This is a genomic window from Planomonospora sp. ID91781 (assembly GCF_015711595.1).
GTDB lineage: Bacteria > Actinomycetota > Actinomycetes > Streptosporangiales > Streptosporangiaceae > Planomonospora > Planomonospora parontospora.
Window position 1 is genome coordinate 1272501 of record NZ_JABTEY010000002.1, and the last position, 18374, is coordinate 1290874.

Annotated in this window: 15 protein-coding genes; 2 read left to right on the plus strand and 13 right to left on the minus strand. The window is 72.9% G+C overall.

Annotated elements, in window-relative coordinates; translation table 11 throughout:
- Positions 1 to 209 precede the first annotated feature (209 nt).
- The 10 genes from tyrS to argC all read right to left on the minus strand — a co-directional run bounded on the left by tyrS (position 210) and on the right by argC (position 10887).
- Entirely contained in the window at positions 210 to 1469 is a 1260-nt protein-coding gene (gene tyrS, locus HS048_RS25005; RefSeq protein ID WP_068895337.1) for a tyrosine--tRNA ligase, read from the minus strand.
- A 137-nt stretch (positions 1470 to 1606) separates the two neighbouring features.
- Complete coding sequence (locus HS048_RS25010; RefSeq protein WP_084008083.1) at positions 1607 to 2422, minus strand: DNA-3-methyladenine glycosylase; 816 nt, start codon at positions 2420 to 2422, stop codon at positions 1607 to 1609.
- Positions 2404 to 3801, minus strand: a complete 1398-nt coding sequence (argH, locus tag HS048_RS25015; protein WP_153054137.1) for an argininosuccinate lyase — start codon at positions 3799 to 3801, stop codon at positions 2404 to 2406. Before argH ends, HS048_RS25010 begins: the two co-directional genes overlap by 19 nt.
- A gap of 62 nt (positions 3802 to 3863) precedes the next feature.
- Complete coding sequence (locus HS048_RS25020) at positions 3864 to 5063, minus strand: argininosuccinate synthase (RefSeq protein ID WP_196468847.1); 1200 nt, start codon at positions 5061 to 5063, stop codon at positions 3864 to 3866.
- Positions 5064 to 5129: 66 nt separating this feature from the next.
- Positions 5130 to 5639, minus strand: a complete 510-nt coding sequence (locus HS048_RS25025; RefSeq protein WP_068895345.1) for an arginine repressor — start codon at positions 5637 to 5639, stop codon at positions 5130 to 5132.
- The gene (gene argF / locus HS048_RS25030; RefSeq protein ID WP_196468848.1) at positions 5636 to 6571 is read right to left on the minus strand and encodes an ornithine carbamoyltransferase; all 936 of its coding nucleotides are present in this window, start codon (positions 6569 to 6571) and stop codon (positions 5636 to 5638) included. Before argF ends, HS048_RS25025 begins: the two co-directional genes overlap by 4 nt.
- Positions 6568 to 7746, minus strand: coding sequence for an acetylornithine transaminase (locus HS048_RS25035; protein ID WP_196468849.1), 1179 nt, complete (start codon positions 7744 to 7746; stop codon positions 6568 to 6570). Before HS048_RS25035 ends, argF begins: the two co-directional genes overlap by 4 nt.
- A complete protein-coding gene (gene argB, locus HS048_RS25040) occupies positions 7743 to 8696 on the minus strand; it encodes an acetylglutamate kinase (RefSeq protein WP_068895350.1) in 954 nt (317 codons plus the stop codon). The genes HS048_RS25035 and argB overlap by 4 nt, the downstream gene beginning before the upstream one ends.
- A complete protein-coding gene (argJ, locus tag HS048_RS25045) occupies positions 8693 to 9847 on the minus strand; it encodes a bifunctional glutamate N-acetyltransferase/amino-acid acetyltransferase ArgJ (protein WP_191897678.1) in 1155 nt (384 codons plus the stop codon). The genes argB and argJ overlap by 4 nt, the downstream gene beginning before the upstream one ends.
- Positions 9844 to 10887, minus strand: a complete 1044-nt coding sequence (gene argC, locus HS048_RS25050) for an N-acetyl-gamma-glutamyl-phosphate reductase (RefSeq protein ID WP_374058804.1) — start codon at positions 10885 to 10887, stop codon at positions 9844 to 9846. The genes argJ and argC overlap by 4 nt, the downstream gene beginning before the upstream one ends.
- Positions 10888 to 11137: 250 nt before the next feature.
- On the opposite strand from argC, the gene HS048_RS25055 reads away from it, so the two are divergent.
- Both HS048_RS25055 and HS048_RS25060 read left to right on the plus strand, forming a co-directional pair.
- Positions 11138 to 12799 carry a class I adenylate-forming enzyme family protein gene (locus HS048_RS25055; RefSeq protein ID WP_196468850.1) on the plus strand — a complete coding sequence of 554 codons (1662 nt, stop codon included), beginning with the start codon at positions 11138 to 11140 and terminating at the stop codon, positions 12797 to 12799.
- Between the two features lie 164 nt (positions 12800 to 12963).
- The gene (locus tag HS048_RS25060; protein WP_231647208.1) at positions 12964 to 14277 is read left to right on the plus strand and encodes an MFS transporter; all 1314 of its coding nucleotides are present in this window, start codon (positions 12964 to 12966) and stop codon (positions 14275 to 14277) included.
- 110 nt (positions 14278 to 14387) lie between these two features.
- Here HS048_RS25060 and HS048_RS25065 read toward each other — a convergent pair whose 3' ends face one another.
- The 3 genes from HS048_RS25065 to pheS form a co-directional block, all read right to left on the minus strand.
- Positions 14388 to 14633 (minus strand): hypothetical protein, encoded by a 246-nt coding sequence (locus tag HS048_RS25065; RefSeq protein WP_068895359.1) that lies wholly within the window; start codon positions 14631 to 14633, stop codon positions 14388 to 14390.
- A gap of 151 nt (positions 14634 to 14784) precedes the next feature.
- Positions 14785 to 17316, minus strand: a complete 2532-nt coding sequence (gene pheT, locus HS048_RS25070) for a phenylalanine--tRNA ligase subunit beta (protein ID WP_196468851.1) — start codon at positions 17314 to 17316, stop codon at positions 14785 to 14787.
- Positions 17316 to 18365: a phenylalanine--tRNA ligase subunit alpha gene (pheS, locus tag HS048_RS25075; RefSeq protein WP_068896085.1), complete on the minus strand. Its 1050-nt coding sequence runs from the start codon at positions 18363 to 18365 to the stop codon at positions 17316 to 17318. Before pheS ends, pheT begins: the two co-directional genes overlap by 1 nt.
- Between the last annotated feature and the right edge of the window lie 9 nt (positions 18366 to 18374).

Genomic DNA, 18374 nt, shown 5'->3' on the forward strand with positions numbered 1-18374 from the left:
CCCGTCCGCCGATCCGGCGTCCGGCCCGCTCTCGGGGCATTGAGAACCTTAGGTCGCCTCCGGAGCATCGTCAAATCCACGGGATACGCTGAATCCGCAGGTCAGGAGGGCACATGGGAGAACCCTTCCCTCATCGCTACCGGAACGTTACCCTCCGGACGACGAACGCCCCGGCCGGAGCCGGGGCGTTCACCGTACGAGCCGGAGGGTCAGACGACCTCGACGGCGCCGAACCTCTTACCGCGGCGCAGGACGAGGTAGCGCCCGTGCAGCAGGTCCGAGGAGGCCGGCACGTAGGCCTCGTCGACGACCTTCACGTTGTTGAGGTACGCACCGCCCTCCTTGACGGCACGGCGGGCGGCGGACTTGGACTCCACCAGCCCGCTCCCCGCCAGGAGGTCGACGAACGGGACCCCGAGCGCGGACACCTCCATACGGGGCACCTCCGCCAGGGCGGCTCCCAGCGTGTGCGCCGGCAGCTCGTCCAGCGAGCCCCTGCCGAACAGCGCCGCCGACGCCGCGATCACCGCGGCGCACTCGTCCGCGCCGTGCAGCAGCGTGGTCAGCTCCTCGGCGAGCGCGCGCTGCGCCTCCCGGGCCGCCGGTCGCTCGGCCGCGGCCTTCTCCAGCTCCTCGATCTCCTCGCGGGACCGGAAGCTGTAGATCTTGAGGAACTTCACCACGTCGCGGTCGTCGGCGTTCAGCCAGAACTGGTAGAACGCGTACGGCGAAGTCATCTCCGGGTTGAGCCAGACGGCGCCGCCGGCGGTCTTGCCGAACTTGGTGCCGTCCGCCTTGGTGATCAGCGGCACCGTCAGCGCGTGCACGTGACCGCCGGTCACCCGGCGGACGAGGTCGGTGCCCGCGGTGATGTTGCCCCACTGGTCGCTGCCGCCGATCTGCAGCGCGCAGCCGTGCCGGCGGTACAGCTCCAGGTAGTCGTTGGCCTGCAGGATCTGGTAGCTGAACTCGGTGTAGCTGAGTCCCTCACCGCCCAGCCGGGCGGACACCGACTCCCGGGCGAGCATGCGGTTCACCGGGAAGTGCTTGCCGACGTCGCGCAGGAAGTCGATGGCGGACATGCCCGCGGTCCAGTCGAGGTTGCTGACGAGGATCCCGCGCGACTCGTCGGAGAAGTCGAGGAACCTCTCCACCTGGACCCGGATGCGCGCCACCCACTCGGCGACGACGTCGGAGGAGTTGAGCGAGCGCTCCGTGCTGCGCCCGCTCGGGTCGCCGATCAGGCCCGTCGCACCGCCCACCAGGCCGATGGCCCGGTGGCCCGCCTTCTGCAGCCGGGCCAGGGTCAGCAGCGGGACCAGGTTGCCGACGTGGAGCGAGGGCGCGGTCGGGTCGAAGCCGCAATAGACCGTGATCGGACCCTCGGCCATCGCCGCCCTCAGGGCGTCGATGTCGGTGGACTGCGCGATCAGGCCGCGCCAGGCGAGGTCATCCAGAATGTCGGTCACGATCCTTGCTTTCATGCTCGTTGGGTCATTCACGGCTTCGCCTACAGCCTGCCCGATCCCGGCACCGTTGCGCCACTCGGAACCGCCGCGTCACCGCGGCTTCGGAACGGCAGGACGGCACGGAGGGCACGGACGGCTCACCGGGGCCCGTTCCCCGCCGGGTCGGCGGTGCCCCGCGGGCGGCGCGGGACGTGCACCCGGTACGGGGAGACGGTCGCGTCCCCGTCGATCCAGAAGCGCCAGGGCGTCTCCTTGCCCGACGACACCCCGGTGCGCGGCCCCGACCGGACCAGGCCGGGTCCGGGCGGGTCTCCCTCGAGTACGGCGAGCCTCCCGGAGGGGCCCGGCGGCCCCGCGGAGCAGGCGTCGAGCCCGTTGTGCTCGCGGCCGAAGCCGAGCGCCACCGCCAGCCGGGCGGGCCCCCGGGCGAGGTCGCGTCCGGAGACGGCCCGGCCCGCGCCCCGGCGGGCGAGCGCCTCCCCGGTCCCGTCGATCACCTCGCCGGCCCGCAGCAGCACGCCCGATCCCATGCCCTCGGGGAGGCAGACGAGATTGGCGCAGAAGTGCATGCCGTACGTGAAGTAGACGTACAGGTGGCCGGGCGGGCCGAACATCACCGCGTTGCGCGGGGTCAGGCCGCGGTAGGTGTGGGCGGCCGGGTCCTGTCCCGGCAGGCCGTACGCCTCCACCTCGGTCAGCCGCAGCGCGACCGGCCCGTGCACGAGCACCCGGCCCAGCAGGTCGGGCGCGACCTCGTGCGCGGGCCGGTCGAAGAAGTCCCGGCCCAGCGGCGCGGTCCGGGCGAGCGGATGCCCTCCGGGCGCATCGGACGCGGGCGCACCGGAGCCGTCCGGCCCGCCCGGCCCGTCGGTGCGGCCGGCGGCGCTCCCGGCGAGCGGGTGATCGCCGGACCCGTCGGCCCCGCCGGGGGCGGTCAGTCTCCGATCGCCCATGCTGCCTGGGCGTCGACGGCCTCGCGCAGGGCGATGAGCTGGTCGCGGACCCGGTCGGGGGCGGTGCCGCCGTGGGCCTTGCGGGCCGCCAGCGCGCCCGGCACCGACAGGACCTCGCGCGAGTCGGGCGTGAAGTGCGGCGAGACCTTGGCGAGCTCCTCGTCGGTGAGCTCGTCGAGGTCCTTGTCGTTCACCTGGCACCAGACGACCAGGTGGCCGACCGCCTCGTGCGCCTCGCGGAACGGCACGCCCCTGCGGACCAGCAGTTCGGCCAGGTCGGTGGCGAGGGCGAACCCGTCGGGCGCCGAGGCCTCCAGCTTGGCGGTGTTGACCCGCATGGTGGCGACCAGCCCGGCCATGGCGGGCAGGACGAGCAGCAGGGTGTCGACGGAGTCGAACACCGGCTCCTTGTCCTCCTGCAGGTCCCGGTTGTAGGTCAGCGGCAGGCCCTTGAGCGTCGTCAGCATCGACATCAGGTTGCCGATGAGGCGGCCGCTCTTGCCCCGGGCGAGCTCGGCGACGTCCGGGTTCTTCTTCTGGGGCATGATCGACGAGCCGGTGGAGTAGGCGTCGTCCATCTCGATCCAGCGGAACTCCTGCGAGGCCCACAGGACGATCTCCTCGCCCAGCCGCGAGAGGTGCGTGCCGATCATCGCCGCGCAGAACAGGAACTCCGCGGCGAAGTCGCGGTCGGCGACCGCGTCCATCGAGTTCGGCGCGGCCGAGTCGAAGCCCAGCTCGGCGGCGACCGCCTGCGGGTCGAGCGGGAGCGACGAGCCCGCCAGCGCGCCGGAGCCGAGCGGGGAGACGGCCGCGCGGCGGTCCCAGTCACGCAGCCGGTCGATGTCGCGGGCGAAGGCGTGGACGTGCGCGAGCAGCTGGTGGCCGAAGGAGACCGGCTGCGCGTGCTGCAGGTGGGTCATGCCGGGCGCCGCCGTCTCGGCGTGCTCCTCGGCCTGGCTCATCAGCGCGGTCTCCAGCTCGACCAGGCGCGAGACGATGTGCCGGACGTGGTCGCGGAGGTAGAGCCGGAGGTCGGTGGCGACCTGGTCGTTGCGGCTGCGCCCGGCGCGCAGCTTGCCGCCGAGCGTGCCGAGGCGCTCCAGCAGTCCGCGCTCCAGCGCGGTGTGCACGTCCTCGTCGGCCACGGTCGGCCGGAACTCACCGGCCTTGCAGGCCCGCTCCAGGTCGTCCAGAGCGCCGATCATGCGCTCCAGTTCCTCCTCGGTGAGCAGCCCCGCGCGGTGCAGCACCCGTGCGTGCGCCCGCGAGGCGAGCAGGTCGTACGGCACCAGCCGCCAGTCGAAGTGCACGCTCACCGAGAGCCTGGTCAGCGCGTCGGCCGGACCCCCCTCGAACCGGCCGCCCCAGAGCCGCATCGGCTTGCCACCATCAGTCACCGTTCTTCTCCCTCCCAGTTCAATCCGCGACCATAGCCCAATCAGACCTGGCGGGCGTCCCTAGCGGCCGCGATCTTCGAAGGAAGGCTCCACAACTCGACGAATCCCTTGGCGAGGGACTGGTCGAAGGTGTCGCCGGTGTCGTAGGTGGCGAGGTTGAAGTCGTACAGCGAGGTCTCGGAGCGCCGCCCGGTGACGGTGGCCCGGCCGCCGTGCAGGGTCACCCGGACCTCGCCGGTGACGTGCCGCTGGGCCTCGGCGATGAAGGTGTCGAGGGCCTTCTTGAGCGGGGAGAACCACAGGCCGTCGTAGACGAGCTCGCCCCAGCGCTGGTCCACCGAGCGCTTGAACCGGGCCAGGTCCCGCTCGACGGTGACGTTCTCCAGCTCCATGTGCGCGGTGATCAGGGTGATCGCGCCGGGCGCCTCGTAGACCTCGCGGGACTTGATGCCGACGAGCCGGTCCTCGACCATGTCGAGCCGGCCGACGCCCTGGGCACCCGCCCGCCGGTTGAGCTCGGCGATGATCTGGAACGGGGTCAGGTGCCGCCCGTCGAGCGCCACCGGGATGCCCTCGACGAAGCTGATGATCACTTCGTCGGCCTCGCGCGGCTCGGCGGGGTCCGCGGTGTAGGAGTAGACGTCCTCGGTCGGGCCGTTCCAGATGTCCTCCAGGAAGCCGGTCTCGACGGCGCGGCCCCAGATGTTCTGGTCGATCGAGTACGGGTTCTTCTTCGTGGTCTCGATCGGGAGGTTCTTCTGCTCGGCATAGGCGATCGCCTTGTCGCGGGTCCACGCGTAGTCGCGGGCGGGGGCGATGACCTTCAGCTCGGGGAAGAGCGCGGCCAGGCCGGCCTCGAAGCGGACCTGGTCGTTGCCCTTGCCGGTGCAGCCGTGCGAGACGTGCGTGCCGCCGAACTCCTTGGCCGCGGCGGCCAGGTGCTTGACGATCAGGGGCCGGGAGAGCGCGGAGACCAGCGGGTAGCGGTCCATGTAGAGGGCGTTGGCCTGCAGGGCGGGCACGCAGAAGTCGGCGGCGAACTCCTCGCGGGCGTCGACGACGACGGACTCGACGGCCCCGCAGTCGATGGCCCGCTTGCGGACGACCTCCATGTCCTCGCCGCCCTGGCCGACGTCGACGGCCACGGCGATGACCTCGGCGCCGGTCTTCTCGGCGAGGAACGGGATGGCGACGGAGGTGTCGAGGCCGCCGGAGAAGGCGAGTACGACCCGGTCAGTCATGGTTGCTCTCTTTCGGGAAAGTCTGCGGGGTGGTTCGGGTGACCGGAGCGGCCCGCCGGAGGCGGGCTAACCGCGCCGGTCGGCGAGGCGCAGCAGGGCCTCGGCGACCGCCGCCCCGCCCATCGGGTCGCGGCTGATCACGAGGATCGTGTCGTCCCCGGCCACGGTGCCGAGGATGGACTCCCAGCCGGCGTGGTCGATGGCGGAGGCGAGGAACTGCGCGGCGCCCGGCGGGGTGCGGGCGATCACCAGGTTGGCGGACGCGTCGGCGGCTACGAGGAGCTCCTCGGCGAGGCGGCCGAGCCTGGCCGCCGGGGACTCGCCGCCGTTGCCCAGCCGGTGCGGCGGAATCCGGCCGCCGCCCTCGCCCGGCAGGGCGTAGACCAGGGAGCCGTCCTCGGCGCGCAGCTTCAGCGCGCCGAGCTCGTCCAGGTCGCGGGAGAGGGTGGCCTGGGTGACCTCGACCCCGCTCTCGGCCAGGAGCCTGGCGAGCTCCGGCTGGGACCGCACCGCCCGCCGCTGGAGCAGCTCGGTGATGCGCGCCTGGCGGGCCACCTTGGTCATGGGGATGGTCATGCGGGTCGCCTGCTCTGCTCGGCCAGCCAGTGCAGGACGGCCTTCTGCGCGTGCTTGCGGTTCTCCGCCTGGTCCCACACGCGGCTGCGGGGCCCGTCGAGGACCTCCGCCGCGATCTCCAGGCCCCGGTAGGCGGGCAGGCAGTGCAGCACGATCGCGTCGTCCGCGGCGGCGGCCATCACCTCGGCGCCGACCTGGTACGGCATGAGCGCGGCGATCCGCTCGTCCTTGTCCTCCTCCTGGCCCATGGAGACCCAGGTGTCGGTGGCGACCACGTGGGCTCCGGCGGCGGCCTCCAGCGGGTCGGCCGTCACGGAGACCCGGGCGCCGGTCGCCTCGCCGATCTCGGCGGCCCGCGCGAGCACCGCCGGGTCGGGCCGGTGGCCCTCGGGCGCGCAGATCCGCACGTCCATCCCTGCCGTGGCCCCGCCGAGCAGGTAGGAGTGGGCCATGTTGTTGGCGCCGTCGCCGTAGTAGGCCAGGCTGAGGCCGGCGGTGCGGCCGAACTCCTCCCGGACGGTCTGCAGGTCGGCGAGGATCTGGCAGGGGTGGAACTCGTCGGTGAGCGCGTTCACCACCGGGACGGAGGAGGCGGAGGCCATGGCCTCGATCCTCTCCTGCCCGAAGGTCCGCCACACGATCGCGCCGACCTGGCGCTCCAGCACCTTGGCGGTGTCCTCGATCGACTCGCCGCGGCCCATCTGGGAGGAGCCGGCGTCGATCACCAGGGGCAGGCCGCCCAGCTCGCCGATGCCGACGGCGAAGGAGACGCGGGTCCGGGTGGAGTGCTTGTCGAACAGGACGGCGACGGTCTGCGGGCCCGCGAAGGGGCGGTAGCCGTACGGGTCCTTCTTCATCGCCTCGGCCAGGTCGAGGATCTCGGCCTGCTCGGCGGGGAGGAGGTCGTCGTCGCGGAGGAAGTGCCTGGTCATGCGGAGGCCTCGTCAAGGATCGCGGGAAGCGCGGCGGTGAAGGCCGCGGCCTGCTCGGACGTGATGATCAGCGGGGGCGCGAGCCGTACCGCGTCGGGCTGGAGGGCGTTGACCAGGAAGCCGGCGCGCTGCGCGGCCTGCTGGACCTGGGCGGAGCGGTCGGCGGTGAGCACGAGCGCCAGCCACAGGCCCCGGCCGCGCACGCCGCCGAGCAGCGGGTGGCCGACCGCGGCGAGGCCGGCGGCGAACTCGGCGCCGACCGTGCGGACGTGCTCCAGCAGGCCGTCGGCCTCGATCGTGTCGAGTACGGCGAGCGCGGCGGCGGCGGAGACGGGGTTGCCGCCGAAGGTGGAGCCGTGGTCGCCCTTGGCGAAGATCGTGGCGGCCGGGCCGAAGCCGATGCAGGCGCCGATCGGCAGGCCGCCGCCGAGGCCCTTGGCCAGGGTGAGGACGTCGGGCAGGACGCCCTCGTGCTGGTGGGCGAACCAGTGCCCGGTCCGGCCGATCGCGGACTGGATCTCGTCGGCGACCAGCAGGGCCCCCGCCGCGGTGCAGATCTCCCTGGCGGCGGCGAAGTAGCCGTCCGGCGGGGGCACGACCCCGGCCTCGCCCTGGGTGGGCTCCAGGAAGACGGCCGCGCACTCGTCGGTGACGGCGTTCTTCAGCGCGTCGGCGTCGCCGTACGGGACGAAGCGCACGTCGACCGGGAACGGGCCGAACTGGTCGCGGATGGCGGCCTTGCCGGTCAGCGAGAGGGCGCCGATGGTCCGGCCGTGGAAGCCGTTCTCGGCGGCCACGAAGTAGGTCCGGCCGTTCGCCTTGCCGTGCTTGAGGGCCAGCTTGAAGGCGCACTCGTTGGCCTCGGTGCCGGAGTTGGCGAAGAACACCCGGCCCTGACCGCCGAGCAGGCCGATCAGCCGCTCGGCGAGCAGCACCTCGGGCTCGTGCAGGAACAGGTTGCTGGTGTGCGCGATCGTGGCGACCTGCCTGGAGACGGCCTCGACCAGCGCGGGGTGGGCGTGGCCGAGGGAGCTGACCGCGATGCCGCCGATCAGGTCCAGGTAGGCGTTGCCGTCGGCGTCCCACACCGTGCAGCCCTCGCCGCGCGCCAGCGCCACGGGGGGCACGCCGTAGTTGGGCATGAACGCCGCTTCGAACCGCTCGCGCAGGCTCATGTGTCGCTCCCGTTCAGTCTGATGGTGGCGGTCAGCCTGCGCTTGACCAGGTTCGGCACGGCCACCGCCCCGGCGGTGTCGGGCACCACCATCGTCCCGACGCCCTGGTCGGTGAAGATCTCCAGCAGGACCGAGTGGGGCACCCGCCCGTCGAGCACGTGGGCCTGGGGCACGCCGCCCTGGACGGCGGCCAGGCAGGCCTCCATCTTGGGCACCATGCCGCTGGACAGGCTCGGCAGGAGCTCGTCGAGTTCCTTGGCGGTGAGCCGGTCGATCACCTCGTCGCTCTCGGGCCAGTTGCGGTAGAGGCCCTCGACGTCGGTGAGGACGACCAGTTTGGAGGCCTGCAGCGCCACGGCGAGCGCGGCGGCGGCGGTGTCGGCGTTGACGTTGTAGACGGTGCCGTCCTCTCCGCGGGCGACCGAGGAGACGACGGGGATGCGGCCGTCGTCCAGCAGCGCCTGCACGGCTCCGGCCTCGACCTTGACGATGTCGCCGACCTGGCCGATGTCCACCGGCTCGCCGTCGACGACGGCGTGCTTGCGCACGGCGGTGAACAGGTGGGCGTCCTCGCCGGACATGCCGATGGCGAACGGGCCGTGCCGGTTGATCAGGCCGACCACGTCGCGGTTGACCTGACCGACCAGGACCATGCGGACGACCTGCATGGCCTCGGGGGTGGTGACCCGGAGCCCGGCGGTGAAGGTGGACTCGATGCCCAGCCGGTCGAGGTGGGCGTTGATCTGGGGGCCGCCGCCGTGCACGATGACGGGCTTGAGCCCGGCGTAGCGCAGGAAGACGACGTCGTCGGCGAACTTCTCCCGCAGGTGCTCCTCGGTCATCGCGTTGCCGCCGTACTTGATGACGACGGTCGCGCCGTGGAAGCGGGCCAGCCAGGGCAGCGCCTCGATCAGCGTGGTGGCCTTGGAGAGGGCTTCGGAGGTCCTCATGAGGAGTACGCCGAGTTCTCGTGGACGTAGGCGGCGGTCAGGTCCGTGGTGTGCACGGTCGCCGAGTGCGGCCCTGCCGACAGGTCGACGGTGATCGTCACGTCGCGGGGTCGCAGGTCCACCTTGGAGCGGTCGTCTCCGGCGGCGCCGCCCCGGCAGATCCAGATGCCGTTGATGGCGACGTTGAGCCGCTCGGTCTCGAAGACCGCGTCGGTGGTGCCGACCGCCGAGAGCACCCGGCCCCAGTTGGGGTCCTCGCCGTGGATGGCGCACTTGAAGAGGTTCGAACGGGCGACGGCCCGGCCGACCTTGACCGCGTCGTCCTCGGAGGCGGCGCCGACGACCTCGATGGCGATGGCCTTGGTGGCGCCCTCGGCGTCCACCAGGAGCTGGCGGGCGAGGTCGGCGCAGACGGCGCGGACCAGCTCGGCGAACTCGGCGGGGTCGGGGGCGATGCCGGAGGCGCCGCTGGCCAGCAGCAGCACGGTGTCGTTGGTGGACATGCAGCCGTCGGTGTCGAGCCGGTCGAAGGTGACCCGGGTCGCCTCGCGGAGCACCGCGTCGAGCTGCTCGGCGGCGACCTCGGCGTCGGTGGTGATCACGCAGAGCATGGTGGCCAGGCCCGGGGCGAGCATGCCGGCGCCCTTGGCCATGCCGCCGACCGTGTAGCCGCCGTCGGACCGCCGGAAGGAGATCTTGGAGACGGTGTCGGTGGTGCGGATGGCGTCGGCGGCGGCCAGGCCGCCGTCCCGGCTGAGCTGGGTGACGGCGGTGTCCACGCCGCCGAGCAGCGCGTCCATCGGGAGCCGCTCGCCGATCAGGCCGGTGGAGCAGACGGCGACCTCTCCGGCGGAGTCGTCCAGCGCCGCGGCGACCTTCTCCGCGGTGGCGTGGGTGTCCTGGAAGCCGAGAGGTCCGGTGCAGGCGTTGGCGCCGCCGGAGTTGAGGACGACCGCGTGCACGCGGCCCCCGGACAGGACCTGCGCCGACCAGAGCACGGGGGCGGCCTTCACCCGGTTGGCGGTGAAGACGCCGGCCGCCGCGCGGGAGGGGCCGTCGTTGACGATCAGGGCCAGGTCGCGGGCTCCGCCGGACTTGATGCCGGCGGCGATGCCCGCGGCCCGGAAGCCGAGGGGGGCGGTCACACTCATGGGGCGACTCCGTTGAGGGGAAGGCCGAGCTCTTCGGACAGGCCGAGCGCGAGGTTGGCGCTCTGGATGGCGCCTCCCGCCGTGCCCTTGGTCAGGTTGTCGATGGCGATGACGGCGACGACGCGTCCGGCGCGCTCGTCCAGGGCGACCTGGAGGGCGGCGGTGTTGGCGCCGAGGGTCATCGAGGTGGCGGGCCACTGCCCCTCGGGCAGCAGCCGCAGGAAGGGCTCGTCCTTGGCGGCGGCCTCGTAGGCCTCGCGCAGGGCCGGCGCGGACAGGCCGGGTGCGGCGGGGGCCGTGCAGGTGGCGAGGATGCCGCGGCTCATCGGGGCCAGCATGGGGGTGAAGGAGACCGTCACCGGCCGACCCGCGACGGCGCCGAGGTTCTGCTCCATCTCGGGGGTGTGCCGGTGGACGCCGCCGACGCCGTAGGCGCTGACCGAGCCCATGACCTCGCTGCCCAGCAGGTTCGGCTTGAGCGACTTGCCCGCTCCGCTGGTGCCGGTGGCGGCGACCACGACCACGTCGGGCTCGGCCAGGCCGGCGGCCAGGGCGGGGAACATCGCCAGGGTGACGGCCGTGGGGTAGCAGCCGGGGACGGCGATCCTGCGCGCTCCCCGGAGCCGCTCGCGCTGGCCGGGCAGCTCGGGCAGGCCGTACGGCCAGGTGCCGGCGTGGGCGCCGCCGTAGAAGTGCGCCCAGGCGGCGGGGTCGGCGAGGCGGAAGTCGGCGCCGCAGTCGACGACCAGGGTGTCGTCGCCGAGCCGCCCGGCGATGGCGGCGGACTGGCCGTGCGGGAGGGCGAGGAAGACGAGGTCGTGGCCGGCGAGGGTCTCGGCGGTGGTGTCCAGCAGGACCCGGTCGGCCAGCGGGGCCAGGTGGGGCTGGTGCGCGCCGAGCGCGGTGCCGGCGTTGGACCCGGCGGTCAGCGCGCCGATCTCGATCTCGGGGTGGGCGAGCAGCAGGCGCAGGAGCTCGCCTCCGGCATAGCCACTGGCACCGGCGATCGCCGCTCTCATCCCGCTCCCCGCTCTCTGCATGGTCATGCAATGTCACTCATAAGCTTGCTAGGAAGAGTATGCATCTTCCAGGATTTCCATGCAAGTGGGCCGAGCGGCCCTCTCGGGTTCGACCCACCGGTCAGGATGGTACGGGGGGCGGGTGACGCCGCCGGTACCTGTGCATGAACATGCGTACGCGATGACCGGTGCGATTTCAGCACTGTTGCCCGTACCTACCGGTCGGTATCGTGACGTCTCCGGCCCTTCCACATTCCGGGAGTAGTTACGCATGACTGTCACCCACGACCAGGTCCAGGCCCAGCTCACCGGCCCCGGACAGCTCTTCGAGATGGAAGAGGTCCCCGGCCACGGCGGCACGGTCAGGACCTGGAAGCACGCCCCCGGCCACTTCCGGGCGCTCCTCGAGATGAGCAGGTTCCACGGTGACAAGGTCTTCCTCGTCTACGAGGACGAGCGCATCACCTACGAGGAGCACTTCCGGCGGGCCGCCACGCTGGCGCGACGCCTGGTGGAGGAGTACGGCGTCGCCAAGGGCGACCGGGTCGCCATCGCCATGCGCAACTACCCCGAATGGGTCGTCTCCTTCTCCGCCGTACTGGCCGCCGGGGCCATCGCCGTACCGCTCAACGCCTGGTGGACCACGCAGGAGCTGGAGTTCGGGCTGTCGGACTCCGGCGCCAAGGTGCTGATCGCCGACGGCGAGCGCGCCGGGAAGCTGGCCGGGACGGCCGTGCCCCTGATCGTGACGCGCGGCGAGGTCCCCGCGGGCGCCCGGTCGTTCGCGGACGTGCTGGGCGCGGCCGGGGCGGACGCGACCCTGCCCGCGGTCGAGCTCTCCCCGGAGGATCCGGCCACGATCTTCTACACCTCCGGCACCACCGGCGTCCCCAAGGGCGCGCTCGGCAGCCACCGCAACGTCGGCCAGTCCCCGCTGACGGTGGCCTACAGCCTGCTGCGCACCGTGGTCAGGGCGGGCAAGGACCCGGCCGAGTCCGCCGGGCAGCGCCGCGTCACCCTGCTGACCGTGCCGCTCTTCCACGTCACCGGCTGCTTCGCGGTGATGACCACCACGATGTTCAGCGGCGGCGGCCTGGTGCTGATGTACAAGTGGGACGCCGGGCGGGCGCTGGAGCTGATCGAGCGCGAGAAGGTCACCGTCTTCAGCGGCGTGCCCACCAACGTCTGGCAGCTGCTCTCCCACCCCGAGCTCGGCAAGTACGACGTCTCCAGCCTCAACTCCCTCGGGTACGGCGGCGCGCCCGCCCCGCCCAAGCTGCTGGAGCGCATCACCGAGCAGCTGCCCAGCCGGGCCCCGTCCAACGGCTACGGCATGACCGAGACCACCGCCCTGGCGATCAACAACAGCGGCCAGGACTACGCGGCCAGACCCGACAGCATCGGCCTGCCGATGCCCGTGGTCGAGGTCAAGATCGCCGATCCGCTCGGCGACGAGGTGCCCACCGGCGAGGTCGGCGAGCTCTGCCTGCGCGGCCCGAACGTCATCCTGGGCTACTGGAACCGGCCCGAGGCCACCGCGGAGACCTTCGTGGGCGGCTGGCTGCACACCGGCGACCTGGCCCGGGTGGACTCCGACGGGTTCGTCTACATCGTGGACCGGGCCAAGGACATGGTCATCCGCGGCGGGGAGAACGTCTACTGCGCCGAGGTGGAGGCCGCGCTGTTCGAGCACCCGGCGGTGGACGACGCCGCGGTGATCGGCATCCCGCACGACGAGCTCGGCGAGGAGGTCGGCGCGGTGGTGCGGCTGAAGTCCCCCGTCGCCCCCGAGGAGCTCCAGGCGTTCCTGCGCGAGCGGATCGCGGCGTTCAAGGTCCCGGTGCGCTTCTGGATCCGCGAGGCCGAGCTGCCCCGCAACCCCGGCGGCAAGATCCTCAAGACCCACCTCCGCAAGGAGGTCCTGGGCTCCTGAGCCGGCCGTTCCGGGCGGGCGCAGGACGGTACCGCCGCGTCGCGGGCGCCGGGCGGTCCCACCGCGTCCGCCCGGCGCCGGACCGCCCACCCGGCGCCCCCCGGCCGCCGGACCGGCCGAAATCGGTTTGCCTTCGGGCGGCCCGGCACCGAAACTAGCTGTTCGTGCCCGAAAATCCTGATCGCTCGCTTCTCGCCTTCCTCCGCCACCTGCGGATGGACCTGAGCCCCCTGCGCGACTCCCGCGACTTCCGGCTGCTCTTCGGGTCGGGGGTGGTCACGATGTTCGGCACCTTCCTCACCCTCGTCGCGGTCCCGCTGCAGATGAAGGAGCTCACCGGCTCGCCCCTGGCGGTCGGCCTGGTCAGCGCGGCCGAGTTCCTGCCCATGGTCGTGTGCGGCCTGTGGGGCGGGGCGATCGCGGACGCCCTGGACCGCCGGAAGATCATCCTCTACACCGAGGCCGGGCTCTGCCTGACGATCCTGGTCCTGCTGGTCAACGCCCTGCTGCCGGAGCCCCAGGTCTGGGTGCTGTACGTGGTCGGCGCCATGTCAGCGGGCTTCGGCAGTCTGCAGCGCCCCAGCCTCGAGTCGCTGATGCCGCGCGTGGTCCGGCACGACCAGCTGACCGCCGCCGCCGCGCTGAGCAGCTTCCGCTGGAACCTGGGCGCCATCATCGCCCCCGGCCTCAGCGGCCTGATCGCCGCCTCGTACGGCGTCGCCGCCGCCTACGCGATCAACCTGGGCACCTTCCTGGTCTCGCTGGCGCTGCTCTGGCTGGTGAACGCGCCGTCGCGGGCCGAGGACGCGCCCGCCGCCTCGATCAGGTCGATGGTCGAGGGCGTGCGCTACGCCGTGGGACGCCCCGACCTGATGGGCACCTACCTGGTGGACGTCGCCGCGATGGTCTTCGCCTTCTCCACCGCGCTCTACCCGTTCCTCGCCGACCAGGTCGGCAGCCCCGAGGCGCTCGGCCTGTTCTACTCCGCCGCCGCCGTCGGCTCGCTGATCGCCTCGGTCACCTCCGGCTGGACCAACCACGTCCACCGGCACGGCCTGGGCGTGATCGTCGCCGCCCTCGTGTGGGGCGCCGCGGTGGCACTGGCCGCCGTCATGCCGAACATGTGGGGCATCCTGGCCTTCTTCGCCGTGGCCGGGGCCGCCGACATGATCAGCGGCGTCTTCCGGGCCACCATCTGGAACCAGACCATCCCCGACTCCTACCGGGGCCGCCTGGCCGGGATCGAGCTGCTCTCCTACACCAGCGGACCGATGCTCGGCAACGCCCGTGCCGGCCTGATGGACCACCTCGGCGGCACCCGCTTCTCCCTCGGCGCCGGCGGGCTGCTCTGCGTGGGAGCCGTCGCGGCCCTGGCCGGGCTGCTGCCGAAGTTCCGCGACTACGACGCCCGCACCGACGAGCACGCCGTCCGCGAGCGCACCCGCCGTGAGGAGCTCGCCCGGACCGCCAAGCCGTGACCGCTGCCGCCTGCTCCGGCGCCCGGGGACTCCGATACCGGACCTGACGACTCACCGGCAGGCCCGGGGCCTCTTCGTCCCGTCCGCGCCGCCCCCCACCGGTTCCGGGGTCACTCCGCCTCGCGCCAGCCGCCGTACTCCTCGGCCAGCTCGGTCAGGCGGGCCAGGTCGGCCGGGGACAGCGTCTCGTCGGGGTCCTCGACCACCGCCAGCCACTGCGCGTCCTCGGCGTCGTCCTCCCCCGCCAGGGTCTCCCGCACGACAGCGGGAAGGTCCAGGGCGGGGAACTCCTCCGCCACGGTCTCCGCGACCTCCTCGGCGTCGTCGCGGTCGGCGAACACCAGCAGGTGCCTCATCTCGTTTCCCTCTCTCGGCCCCGCCGTCCGGCGGGGCGGATACCGGGGCGGCCGCGCGACGTGCCGCCCTGCAAATCATGACCGCCGTGCCCGCCCATGCGAAGACCCCGGCGGACACCGCCCGCCGGGGCCTTCGCCGACCGCTCTCCGATCAGGCGCCGCGGAGCCGCGCCCCGGTGCGCTCACCCGCGAGGGCCACGGCCGCGTCCCGGGCCGCGGTGGTCTCCTCGACGGTCAGCGTCCGGTCCGGCGCGCGGAAGCGCAGCGAGTAGGCCAGGGACTTGTTGCCCTCGCCGACCTGCGCACCGGCGTAGACGTCGAACAGCCGGATCGCCTCCAGGAGCGCGCCGGCCCCCTCGCGCAGCGCCGCCTCGACCTCGGCGACCGGGACGGCCGCGTCGACGATCAGCGCCACGTCCTGGGTGGCGACCGGGTAGGCGGAGATCGCGGGGGTCTCCACCGGCCCGGAGAGCGACGCCTCCAGCCCGGTCAGCTCCAGCTCCATCGCGCAGGTCCGCGGCGGCAGGCCGTACGCCTCGACGACGCGGGGGTGCAGCTCGCCCGCGTGCCCGACGAGCGTCTCCCCGGCGTACAGCGCGGCGCAGCGACCCGGGTGCCAGGGCTCGTGCCGGTCGGCGCGGACCTCCAGCGAGACCCCGGCCTCGCGGGCCACCGTGCGGGCGGCCTCCACGGCGTCCGCCCAGGTGGCCGGGGTGCCCTTGCCCCACCAGCCGGAACGCTCGAACTCCCCGGCCAACACGACCGCGACCCGCCTCGGCTGCGCGGGCAGCGCCGCCTCGATCGAGGCCAGCTCGTCGTCGGTCGGCCGGCGCTCCACGCCCAGCACGGGCGCGGTCGTCGGCGCGTCCGCGGCGGGCCGGTAGACCAGGCCCGTCTCGAACAGCGCGACGTCGCCCGCACCCCGGCCCACGTTGCGGACCAGGGTCTTCAGCAGGCCCGGCAGCAGCGTGGTCCGCATCAGCGGCTCGTCCTCGCTCAGCGGGTTGGCCAGCCGTACGGCGCGGCGGCGCGCGTCGCCCGCGGGCAGCTGCAGGTTGTCGAGGTCGCGCTCCCCCATGAACGGGTAGGCGAGGACCTCGACGTAGCCGGCCGACGCCAGCGCCCGGCCGACCCGGCGGCGCAGCCGCTGACCCTCGGTGAGACCGGCCCCCGCCGGGGCGGCGGGCAGGACCGAGGGGAGGTTCTCGTAGCCCTCGAGCCGGATGACCTCCTCCGCCAGGTCGTTGGGGTCGGTCAGGTCGGGCCGCCAGGAGGGCGGGACGACCGTCAGCATGTCGTCCCCGGTCACCGCGAGCCTGGCCGCCAGGCCGTCGGCGGCCTCGGCTCCCTCGGCGGCGTCGGCTCCCTCGGTGACCGTGCAGCCGACCTGCTCCAGGCGGCGGATCACGGTCCCGCGGTCGTACCGCATCCCGGCGACCCTGCCGGGGTGGCCGCTCGGGATGGAGATCCGGACCGGCTCGGTCTCGACCTCGGCGCAGGTCACGCCCGGCTGGATCGTGCCGCCGCCCAGCTCCGCCAGGAGCCGCACCGCCCTCCAGGAGGCGTACAGCGGCAGCTCCCGGTCCACGCCCCGCTCGAAGCGCTTGGACGCCTCGCTGACCAGGTTGTGGCGGCGGGACATGCGCGCGACCCCGCTGGGGGCGAAGTGCGCGGCCTCGATGACGATGTCGGTGGAGTCGTCGGAGATCTCGGTGTGCAGCCCGCCCATCGTGCCGGCCATCGAGATGGCGCCCGAGGAGTCGGTGATCAGGACGTCCTCGGGGTGGAGCGCGCGCACGACGTGGTCGAGCGTCTCCAGGGTCTCCCCCGGCTCCGCCCGGCGCACCACGATCTCACCGCTGAGCTTCGTCGCGTCGAAGGCGTGCAGCGGCTGGCCGAGCTCGAGCATCACGTAGTTGGTGACGTCCACGGCGAGCGAGACCGGCCGCATGCCCGCGCGCGTCAGCCGGGCCCGCATCCAGAACGGGCTCGGGGCGTGCGGGTCGAAGCCGCGGATCGCGCGCAGCACGAAGCGGTCGCACGCGGTCGGGTCGGCGATCGAGGCCGGGTGGGACGGGCCGGTCTCCGCGGGCGGGGAGAGGTCGGCCGGGTCGCGGAAGGCGACGCCGAAGGCGGTGGCGACCTCGCGGGCCACCCCCCGGACGGACAGCGCGTAGCCGATGTCCGGGGTGATCTCCAGCTCGATGACGTCCTCGCGCAGGCCGAGCAGCTCGACCACGTCGGCGCCGATGGGGGTGTCGGCGGGCAGCAGCATGATGCCGCCGTGGTCGTCGCCCAGGCCCAGCTCGCGCTCGGAGCAGATCATGCCCTCGGACATGCGCCCGTAGGTCTTGCGGGCACCGACCTCGAACCCGCCGGGCAGCACCCCGCCGGGCAGCACGACCGGCACCCGGTCGCCGGCGGTGAAGTTGGTCGCGCCGCACACGATCTGGCGCGGCGCGGCCTCCCCCACCTCGACCTGGCAGTGGCGGATGGGCTTCTTGAAGCCCTCGAGCTCCTCGATGGAGAGCACCTCGCCGACGACGACGTTCTTGACGTCGTGCCCGTGGGAGGTGATCGCCTCCAGCTTGAGCCCGGCCGCGGTGAGCTTGTCGGCGACCTCGTGGGCGGTGACGGCGGGGAGATCGACATACTCCCGCAGCCATGAAAGCGGGACCTTCATCAGACCTCCATCCCGAACGGGAGCGTGAAGCGGGCGTCGCCCTCGACCATGTCGCGCATGTCCTCGGCGTTGTGGCGGAACATCAGGGTGCGCTCGACGCCCATGCCGAACGCGAAGCCGCTGTAGCGGTCGGGGTCGACACCGCAGGCGATGAGCACCCGGGGGTTGACCATGCCGCAGCCGCCCCACTCGATCCAGCCCTCGGACTTGCAGGTGCGGCAGGGCGGGTTGCCCGGGACCGCGGAGGCTCCGCGGCAGACGAAGCACTTCAGGTCCATCTCAGCCGACGGCTCGGTGAACGGGAAGTAGTTGGGCCGGAACCGGGTGGTGATGCCCTTGCCGAACATGACCTCGGCGAAGCGGTCCAGGGTGCCCTTGAGATGGGCCATCGTCAGGCCCTCGTCGACCGCCAGCCCCTCGATCTGGTGGAAGACCGGGGTGTGGGTGGCGTCGAGCTCGTCGGTGCGGAACACCTTGCCCGGCGAGATCACGTAGACCGGCAGCTCCCGGCTGAGCAGCGCCCGGATCTGCACCGGCGAGGTCTGCGTGCGCAGCACCTTGCCCGAGTCGACCGACTCCACGAAGAAGGTGTCGTGCTCCGAGCGCGCCGGGTGGTCGGGTGAGATGTTCAGCGCGTCGAAGTTGAACCACTCGCCTTCCAGCTCGGGCCCCTCCGCCACCTCGTAGCCCATCGCGACGAACGCGTCGGCGATGCGCTCCTGCAGCGTGGTCAGCGGGTGGCGGGCGCCCCGCGGGAGGCGGTCCCACGGGAGCGTGACGTCGACGGTCTCCTCGACGAGGACCCGTTCGTCCCGCTCGGCCTCCAGCTGGGCCTGGCGTTCGGCGAGGGCGTCGGCGATGGCCTTGCGGGCGCCGCCCACGCGCTTGCCCGCCTCGGCGCGGGCCGCCGGGGGCAGCGCGCCGATCTCGCGGTTGGCCAGGGCGATCGGTGAGCGGTCACCGGCGTGGGCGAGCCGCACCTGCTTGAGTTCGTCGAGGTCGCGCGCAGCCTTGACGGCTTCGAGCGCTTCGGCCTGCATGCGCGCCATCTCATCGGC

What these genes read in the sequence shown, in the direction of transcription:
- HS048_RS25035 (WP_196468849.1), bottom strand. Translation starts at nt 7,746, where the DNA reads ATGAGCCTGCGCGAGCGGTTCGAAGCGGCGTTCATGCCCAACTACGGC.
- HS048_RS25025 (WP_068895345.1), bottom strand. Translation starts at nt 5,639, where the DNA reads ATGACCATCCCCATGACCAAGGTGGCCCGCCAGGCGCGCATCACCGAG.
- pheT (WP_196468851.1), bottom strand. Translation starts at nt 17,316, where the DNA reads ATGAAGGTCCCGCTTTCATGGCTGCGGGAGTATGTCGATCTCCCCGCC.
- argC (WP_374058804.1), bottom strand. Translation starts at nt 10,887, where the DNA reads ATGCAGAGAGCGGGGAGCGGGATGAGAGCGGCGATCGCCGGTGCCAGT.
- argJ (WP_191897678.1), bottom strand. Translation starts at nt 9,847, where the DNA reads ATGAGTGTGACCGCCCCCCTCGGCTTCCGGGCCGCGGGCATCGCCGCC.
- HS048_RS25065 (WP_068895359.1), bottom strand. Translation starts at nt 14,633, where the DNA reads ATGAGGCACCTGCTGGTGTTCGCCGACCGCGACGACGCCGAGGAGGTC.
- argF (WP_196468848.1), bottom strand. Translation starts at nt 6,571, where the DNA reads ATGACCAGGCACTTCCTCCGCGACGACGACCTCCTCCCCGCCGAGCAG.
- HS048_RS25010 (WP_084008083.1), bottom strand. Translation starts at nt 2,422, where the DNA reads ATGGGCGATCGGAGACTGACCGCCCCCGGCGGGGCCGACGGGTCCGGC.
- argB (WP_068895350.1), bottom strand. Translation starts at nt 8,696, where the DNA reads ATGAGGACCTCCGAAGCCCTCTCCAAGGCCACCACGCTGATCGAGGCG.
- HS048_RS25055 (WP_196468850.1), top strand. Translation starts at nt 11,138, where the DNA reads ATGACTGTCACCCACGACCAGGTCCAGGCCCAGCTCACCGGCCCCGGA.
- pheS (WP_068896085.1), bottom strand. Translation starts at nt 18,365, where the DNA reads ATGGCGCGCATGCAGGCCGAAGCGCTCGAAGCCGTCAAGGCTGCGCGC.
- argH (WP_153054137.1), bottom strand. Translation starts at nt 3,801, where the DNA reads ATGCGGCTCTGGGGCGGCCGGTTCGAGGGGGGTCCGGCCGACGCGCTG.
- HS048_RS25020 (WP_196468847.1), bottom strand. Translation starts at nt 5,063, where the DNA reads ATGACTGACCGGGTCGTACTCGCCTTCTCCGGCGGCCTCGACACCTCC.